This is a genomic window from Actinomadura sp. BRA 177, from assembly GCF_013372625.1.
GTDB lineage: Bacteria > Actinomycetota > Actinomycetes > Streptosporangiales > Streptosporangiaceae > Spirillospora.
Map to the genome: position 1 here is coordinate 1 of NZ_JABXFD010000637.1, position 7,994 is coordinate 7,994.

Sequence of the window (7,994 nt, forward strand, 5' to 3'; positions counted from 1 at the left end):
GTATTGCTGGATAACCGTATGCGCGACGGCAAGGCCGGTGTCGAGCTGCTGCAGCCCTTCCATGATCAGGCCAGCGGCCTGTGGCTATTGCTCAACCGCGGCTGGCTGCCGTGGCGGGACGCTCCGCCGCGCGGTCGCGCTGGCCGCCTGCGCGGTCCGCTCCCCCGTCGCCGGCGAGATCGACGCCGCCGCACTCCCCGCGCTCCTCGCGCGCGTCACCCTCCGGACCGAGGAGAACCATGCCGCTCGTGCCCATGACTGACGCCGTCCCCCCGCGCGGGCGCGGGCTGGGGGCGTTCAACGTGATCCAGCTGGAGCACGCCGAGGCGATCGTCACCGGCGCGGAGCGGGCGGGGACGCCCGTGGTCCTCCAGGTCAGCGAGAACTGCGTCGCCTACCACGGCGCGCTCGCGCCGATCGGAGAGGCGGTGCTGGCGGTCGCGCGAGCCACCGCCGTGCCGGTCGTCGCGCACCTGGATCACGCGACGTCGCCGGATCTCGTCCGGGAGGCCGTCGATCTCGGCTTCGGATCGGTCATGTTCGACGCGTCCAAGCTCGCGCACGACGCGAACGTGGCGGCGACCGCCGAGGTCGTTGCCCGCTGCCACGCCGAAGGTGTCTGGGTGGAGGCGGAACTGGGCGAGATCGGCGGCAAGGACGGCGTGCACGCCCCGCACGCCCGCACCGATCCCGGCGAGGCCGCCCGCTACGTGGCGGCCACGGGCGTGGACGCGCTGGCCGTCGCGGTCGGCACGTCCCACGCCATGCTCACCCGCGACACCGTCCTGGACCTGCCGCTCATCGCCCGGCTGTCGGCGGCCGTCCCCGTGCCGCTGGTGCTGCACGGCTCGTCCGGCGTGCCCGACGGCACGCTCACCGCAGCCGTCGAGCACGGCATGACGAAGATCAACATCGCGACGCACCTGAACAAGGTCTACACGGGGGCCGTCCGCGACCGGCTCGGCGCCGACCCCGCCCTGGTGGACCCGCGCCGCTACATCGCCGCCGCCCGCGAAGCGGTCGCCGGCGAGATCGCCCGCCTCCTCGCGGTCATCCGGGCGGACGGCCGGGTCGCCGCTCCTCAGGAGGCGACCCGGTAGGTCACGTGCGTGACCAGGTCGGTGTGGGAGACCGCGACCTGTTCGAGCGCGAGATCGCCGACGTCCTCGAACAGCCGCTCCCCCGCACCGAGGACGATCGGCGCTACGTGCAGCCGCAGCTCATCCATCAGCCCGGCCGCGAGGTACTGGTTCACCGTCTGCGCGCCGCCCGCGACGGCCACGTCCGCGTCGCCCGCCGCCTCTTGCGCCCGCGCCATGGCCGACTCGATGCCGTCGGTGACGAAGTTGAACGTCGTCCCACCGTCCTCCAGCCCCCGCCCACCACCATTCAAAGGACGAGCTTCGCTCGGCGCCTTCATCGGGACCGGTGCGCGCTCGTAGTGGGTCAGGACGAAGACGGGTGCGTGGTAGGGCGGCTCGTCGCCCCACCAGCCCGTCCAGTCCAGGTCCCAGTCGCCGCGTCCGGAGGCGAACATGTTGCGGCCCATGATGAACGCACCGGCCGCCGTGATCTTCTCTATCGCCTCGGCGTTGGCCTCGGGCTGCTCGAACATCCACCGGTGCAGCCGCTCGGCGCCGTCGCCGAGCGGCTCGTCCAGCCGCTGGTTCGGGCCGGCGACGAAGCCGTCCACGGAGATCCCGATGTCGCAGGTGACCTTGCCCATCTCACTACCTCCTTGTCGGGGCGCCCGTCCGGCGCCACTGACGAATAGATCGGAGCCGCCCCCGGATCCTCGACATCCCGGCGCGGCGAATTTGCAGACCGGCGTACCCCGCCGATGTCATCGGAAAGGGTTGAACCGGCAGGCGGCGGACGGACGTGCTGTGGGTGTCGCGTTCGCGGCGGGGGACTGAGCCTGGGAGGACGAGCTGACCACCGATAGCCGCGCGGAGCGGGTGAAAGACGAGGAAGACAAGGCCGCCGGGCGGGACGCGGGCGGCGGGCGGCACCGGAAGATCGTGGCGCGGACGGTGACCTGCGCGGCGTTCCTGCTGGTACTGGCCGCGTTGATCACGCCGGACGAGTTCGCGCTGCTGACACCGGGGGCGTTCGTGCGCATCCCGATCGAGGGCGTGCTCGGCGTGGCCCTGATCCTCGTGGTGCGGGGGAAGGCGAGACGTTACGTGGCCGGGACGCTGGGGGCCGTCCTGGGTCTGCTGTTCGTGCTGAAGGTGACGGACATCGGGTTCGACGCCGTGCTCGTCCGGCCGTTCGACCTGGTGCTCGACTGGCCGCTGCTGCGCCCGGCCGTGGAGTTCGTGGACGAGTCGGCCGGGCAGGCCGGGGCGATCGCCGCCGTGGTCTGCACCGTCGTGCTGGCGGTCGGGGTCGTCGTGCTGATGTCGCTGTCGTCGCTGCGGCTCAGCCGGGTGGTCGCCCGGCACGACCGGGCGGCGGCGCGGTCGGCGGCGGTGCTCGCGACGATCTGGGTCGTGTGCGCGGTGCTCGGCGCGCAGCTCGTCGACGGCGTGCCGGTCGCGTCCAGGAGCGCGGCGGCGCTCGCCTACGACCACGCGCTGGCGGTGCGGTCGAGCCTGAACGACCGGGAGGAGTTCGCGAAGGCCGCCGCCGTCGACAAGTTCCGCGACACGCCCGGCGACCAGCTGCTGACGGGGCTGCGAGGCAAGGACGTCGTCCTCGCGTTCGTGGAGAGCTACGGCCGCTCGGCGGTGGAGAGCCCGCAGTACGCGCCGCAGGTCGACGCCGTCCTGGACCAGGGGTCGCAGCGGCTCCGCGAGGCCGGGTTCTCGGCGCGCAGCGGCTGGCTCACCTCGTCCACTGCGGGCGGCGGCAGCTGGCTCGCGCACGCGACGCTGCTGTCCGGCCTCTGGATCAACAACCAGCAGCGGTACCGGACGCTCGTGAACAGCGACCGGCTGACGCTGAACACGGCGTTCCACAAGGCGGACTCGCGGACGGTCGCGCTGATGCCGGCGATCACGCGGGCCTGGCCGGAGGGGAAGTTCTACGGCTACGACAAGGTGTACGACGACCGGAACCTCGGGTACCAAGGCCCCCGGTTCAGCTTCGCGACGATGCCGGACCAGTACACGCTGTCGACGCTCCAGCACACCGAGCTGGCCAAGAAGGACCGTCCGCCGGTGATGGCGGAGACGGCCCTGGTGTCGAGCCACGCACCGTGGGCGTCCATCCCCACGCTCGTCCCGTGGGACAAGGTCGGGGACGGCTCGATCTTCAACGGGATGGGCAAGGGCTACGACGCGCCGTGGCCGCCCGGCGGCCAGATCCGCACCGAGTACCGCAAGTCGATCGAGTACACCCTCAACACGCTCGTGTCGTACATGGAGACGTACGGGAATGACAAGACGGTGCTCATCTTCCTCGGCGACCACCAGCCCGCGCCGCTCATCACCGGCCCCGGCGCGAGCCGGGACGTGCCCATCACGGTCGTCGCCAAGGACAAGGCCGTCATCGACAAGATCTCGAGCTGGAACTGGCAGGACGGGCTGCGTCCCGGCAAGAACACGCCGGTGTGGCCGATGAGCGCGTTCCGCGACCGTTTCCTCACCGCGTTCGGCTGATGACGGCGGTCGGGGAGCCCGCCGCGCCTCCCGGTGAGGCGCCGGCCCGGACGCTGCGCCGACATCGGCGGTGGTTGCTCGTTGCCATCGTCGCGGCGCTGCTGGGGCAGATGGCGTTCACGATGGCCTCCACCGCCGTGGCGCAGTCCCCGACCATCGACGAACCGGTGTACATCGGCACGGGCGTCACCTACCTGCGCGAACACGACCTGCGGTACAACCCGGAGCATCCGCCGCTCACCAAGATCCTCATCGGGGCCGGTGCGGTGCTCGGCGGCGCCCACCTGGACGCGTCCTACGCCGGGACGCAGCAGGACGTCGGACGGCACCTGCTGTACGAGTCGGCCAATGACGCGCAGCGGGTCCTGCTCGCCGCGCGGCTGCCGGTCATCGTCCTGACGCTGCTGTTCGGGCTGGTCGTCTTCGCGTTCGCCCGCGACCTCACCGGCCCGGCCGGCGGCGTCGCGGCGCTCGCCCTCTACGCCTTCTCCCCCGACGTCATCGCGCACGGGTCGCTGGCGACGCTCGACGTGCCGACGGCCGGGTTCCTGCTGACCTCGGCGTGGCTGGCGTGGCGGGCGCGTCGGCGGCCACGGCTCTACGTCCCGCTCGCGGGGGTGGCGCTGGGCGCGGCCGTGGCGACGAAGATGAGCGCGCTGCCCGCCGTGCCGGTGCTGCTGGTCCTGGTGGCGGTGTCGGTCTGGACATCGCGGCGGTCCCGGGACGCCGGACGGCCCGTCGCGGTCGGCGTGCTGTCGGCGGCCGGCGTCGCCGTGCTGGTCATCGGGGTGGTGTGGGCCAGTTACCTGGCCGTTGATCCGCGGCTTCGGTGGACGACACCTGCCGACGTCCCGGTGATCGGCGGGCTCCGGGGGCTCGCCGTCGACCTGCTGCCGTTCCCGAGGCCGTTCCGGGACGGCATGCGCGTCCAGTTCGGTTTCGAGGACCTGGCATGGACGAGTTTCCTGTTCGGCGACACCTACCAGGGTTCGCGCTGGTACTACCTGCCGGCCGCGCTACTGGTGAAGACGCCGCTCGGGATGCTCGTCCTGTGGGCGGCGGGCATCGCGGCGATGGCGCTGCCCCGGTTGCGTGCGGCCGCGCCGTACGTCCTCGTCCCGGCGGCGGTGCTGCTCGCGGTGGCGATGACCGGCGCCCGCGACCTCGGCGTCCGGTATGCGATCTTCGTCCCGATGTTCCTGGCGGTGGCGGCGGCCGGGGTCACGGCCATCCGATGGCGGTGGGCGAAGGCCGCGGCCGGCGTGCTCGTGCTGTTCGTCGCAGTCAGCTCGCTGCGGGCCTATCCCTATTACCTGCCGTATTCGAACGAGGCGTTCGGCGGGCCGTCCAAGACACACCTGTACCTGCACGACTCGAACGTCGACTGGGGGCAGGACCTGCAACGGCTCGCCGACCACCTCCGCGACCGGCACCCCGATGAGCGGATCTGGCTCGCCTACAAGGGCAGCGGCGTGCCGTCCTACTACGGCATCCACGCGTCCGATCCGCTCGCCGTGTCCCCGGACAAGGTGCGGGGCCTGCTGGTGATCTCCGACAGCTGGATCGCCAAGGACGACCCGCGGCTGATCCCGCTGATCACCTCCAGCGAGCCGATCGGCGAGGTCGGCCACTCCCTCACGATCTTCCGCCGGCCGTAGCCCGTCAGCGGCGGTGGGTGTGGGCGCGCGACCAGAGCGCGGGCCAGCCGCCGTGGGCGAGCCAGGACGCGGGGACGCGCAGGCCGTGCTCGGCGATCTCGTCCCAGAACACCGCGGTGTCGGCGCCGAGTTCGCGGGCGGCCGGCAGGGCGCGGTACCAGGGGCCGTCCTTGTCGTCGAGGGTCGTGACCGGGTAGCCGGGGACGGTGACCGCGCGCGGTGCCGTCACCAGGGTGAGATCGGCGGCGGCGCCGCATGTGGTGGTGACGGTGAGCGCGCAGAGCAACGGCTCGGCCGAGGGCTTCGCGAGGGCCTGCGCGATGACCGGGTCGTCGTGCACGGCGAGGCGGCCGATCGCGCGGCGGACGCGGCGCGCCACCAGGTCGAGGGAGTAGGCGCCTGCGATGGCCGGATCCTTGACGAGCCTGCGCAGCGTTTTCGGCAGCGGCGGCTCGCCGAGCAGGAGCGGGAACTGGTCGAAGCGCTCGCGGAGGGCGGGGTCAAGGGCGTCGAGCGCGGTTTCGAGGGGACGGTGCCCGGTGGCCTTCCACAACCCGACGAGGTCCGTGCCGCCCTCGTCCAGCGCGCGGCGAACCGCCCCGGTCAGCTGGGCCGTGCCGAGGCGGCGCAGGCTGGTGAGCGCGGCGTCCGCCGCAGTCGCGGCCACGGCGGCGTACGCGTCGAGCACCTCGGGTGCGGTGCCGTCCGCGGCCTCCTGCGCGAGCGCGCCGAGTGCCGGGCCGGTCTCCTCGACGAGGCGGGGGCCGCGCGGCGGCGTACCGGACGGGCGGGCGGCGGCTCGTCCGGTGCCGGGGCGGTCTGCTTCCGCGCGGCGCCCGGGATCGCGGCGACCCCAGTCGCGGAACCGCCGCTCCAGGGTCTCGGGCGGGTCGTCGTTGAACCGCGCCGCGATCTCGGCGACGCGCCAGCCGCGCGACGCGGGCCGCAGCGGGGCCAGTTCGGCGTTGGCGGTCGGCAGGCCGTCCTTGCCGTAGAGGCCGGTGAGGACGGTCCGGCCCGCCTTGGCCTCCTCGACATAGGCGGGGCCCGCGATGCAGTTGCCCATGTAGTCCGCCCATTCGGCGACGTCCCGGACGCTGCGGGCCACCTTGAGCCGGACGCCCGCGCCGGGGATCGCCGTCCCGTCCAGCGCGTCGAGCGCCGCCGGGACGGTGAACTCGCCGGTGAGCGCCTCGGCGATCGAGGTGGCCGACAGGAGGCCCGCGGTGAACTCCGCCCAGGTGCGCGGCGCCCGGGGCGGGGCGCCGCCGAGCGCCACGAGCTGGGCGGCGCCCGACACGGCGAGCGTGATCGAGTCGGTGCGGGGCCGCAGCGACTCGGTGTCCGGCGGCGGATCGTGGTCGAACCAGGGCGCGCCGGTGCCGGGGGTGGCCTGCGCCTGCTCGTGCCCGTAGAGCTCGGCGAGGGCGTCGATCATGTCCGCGTACCAGAGCAGGTCGCCGAAGTTCTCCACGGCGCCGGGATCCTGCGCGTCGCCGAGCCTCTCATGCAGCTGGCCGGCGTCCCCCAGCATCGGGGTCGTCCAGACCGGGATGCCGGCCCATTCTGCGGGCGGGCGGGCCGCGCCGTACCCGGCGCCCTTGCGCCAGTTCTCCAGGCCGGTCTCCGCCCAGTCGCGCAGCACCGCCGCCGGGATCACGGCCGGTTCGCGGCCGCCGCACACCTCGTCCAGCAGCGGCTCGACGTCCTTGCTGATCGCGAGCGCGAAGTCGCGGGCGCAGGCCAGGCGCGGGCGGACGTAGCCCGCGAACTTCGCGTCCCTCGGCCGCCCGTCGCCGAGCCTGCGGACGATGTCGCGCACGTAGGAGCCGGGACGGGCCGGCAGTCCGGTGAGACCCGGGACGCGGCGCGCGGCCAGCACCGCGGCCTCGTCTTCGAGCTGGGCAGCGGCGGCGCGGAGCAGCGGTGCCGAGCGGTCCAGGCCGTCCGCCAGCCCGTGTTCGGCGCCCGCCACGGCCGTCCGCAGGGGCGCCGTGGCGGCGGGCGCGTCCGGGACGATGCGGTCGAGCCGGTCGCGCCAGTACGCGCTGATCGGTACCCATCGCGCGGCGTCGGCCATCGACGGTTCCTCGTCGAGGAAGCCGAGCGAGAACCGCAACCAGAACATGACCAGCAGGTCGTCATAGTGGCGGCGGCGCTTGCGGAGGTCGTCCAGGCGGTGGCGGCGGCGCTTGCGGAGGTCGTCCAGGCGGTCGCGGCGGCTCTGCGTCGCCAGGCGCCGCTCCCGTCTTCCGAGCGCGTGCCGGTGTGCCAGCACCTGCTCCCACAGGTCTTGGACGAGCCCGAGCCGGCGCGGCGCGGGGACGTCCTCGAACACCTGCCGGAAGTACTGCGCGAGCACCGAGGGCAGGCCGTCGGGGACGAGGTCGACGCCCTCGGGCATCTCAAGGGCGAGCACCTGTTCGAGCTGCTCGGGGCCGAGGACGTCGCTGGCCGCCGACGCCAGGTGCAGCGCCGCCCAGCGGCCCTCTTCGACGGCACGCGCGGCGGCGGCGCCGACCCGCTTCGTCACCGCCGGGCCGAACAGCGCGACCAGGAAACCGGCCCGCTGCCCCAGCCGGTCCGCGCGGCCGGTCGCCGCGCGGACCGGAACCCCGCGCCGAGATCGACGCCGGCGCGGGGTTCCGGGCCCGTCCCCTTCACACACATGCATCTTCCGCCACAACGGGATGTGAAACTCCACGCTCGACGACTCACGCCAAGACAAAAA

General features: G+C 73.3%; 6 protein-coding genes. 4 read left to right on the forward strand and 2 right to left on the reverse strand.

Annotated elements, in window-relative coordinates:
* Positions 1-18 precede the first annotated feature (18 nt).
* Positions 19-258 carry an SURF1 family cytochrome oxidase biogenesis protein gene (locus tag HUX53_RS40380; RefSeq protein WP_369009231.1) on the forward strand — a complete coding sequence of 80 codons (240 nt, stop codon included), beginning with the start codon at positions 19-21 and terminating at the stop codon, positions 256-258.
* Positions 240-1,100 carry a class II fructose-bisphosphate aldolase gene (locus HUX53_RS35400; protein ID WP_176407638.1) on the forward strand — a complete coding sequence of 287 codons (861 nt, stop codon included), beginning with the start codon at positions 240-242 and terminating at the stop codon, positions 1,098-1,100. Before HUX53_RS40380 ends, HUX53_RS35400 begins: the two co-directional genes overlap by 19 nt.
* On the opposite strand, the gene HUX53_RS35405 is transcribed toward HUX53_RS35400, so the two are convergent.
* Positions 1,082-1,726, reverse strand: coding sequence for a dihydrofolate reductase family protein (locus HUX53_RS35405; protein ID WP_176407639.1), 645 nt, complete (start codon positions 1,724-1,726; stop codon positions 1,082-1,084). The genes HUX53_RS35400 and HUX53_RS35405 overlap by 19 nt on opposite strands.
* 232 nt (positions 1,727-1,958) lie before the next feature.
* On the opposite strand from HUX53_RS35405, the gene HUX53_RS35410 reads away from it, so the two are divergent.
* Together HUX53_RS35410 and HUX53_RS35415 are read left to right on the forward strand one after the other, a co-directional pair.
* Positions 1,959-3,605 carry a sulfatase gene (locus HUX53_RS35410; RefSeq protein ID WP_176407640.1) on the forward strand — a complete coding sequence of 549 codons (1,647 nt, stop codon included), beginning with the start codon at positions 1,959-1,961 and terminating at the stop codon, positions 3,603-3,605.
* Positions 3,605-5,263, forward strand: coding sequence for a glycosyltransferase family 39 protein (locus tag HUX53_RS35415; RefSeq protein ID WP_176407641.1), 1,659 nt, complete (start codon positions 3,605-3,607; stop codon positions 5,261-5,263). Before HUX53_RS35410 ends, HUX53_RS35415 begins: the two co-directional genes overlap by 1 nt.
* Positions 5,264-5,267: 4 nt before the next feature.
* Here the strand turns inward: HUX53_RS35415 and HUX53_RS35420 are convergent, their stop codons facing one another.
* Complete coding sequence (locus tag HUX53_RS35420; protein ID WP_176407642.1) at positions 5,268-7,931, reverse strand: hypothetical protein; 2,664 nt, start codon at positions 7,929-7,931, stop codon at positions 5,268-5,270.
* Positions 7,932-7,994: the final 63 nt, after the last annotated feature.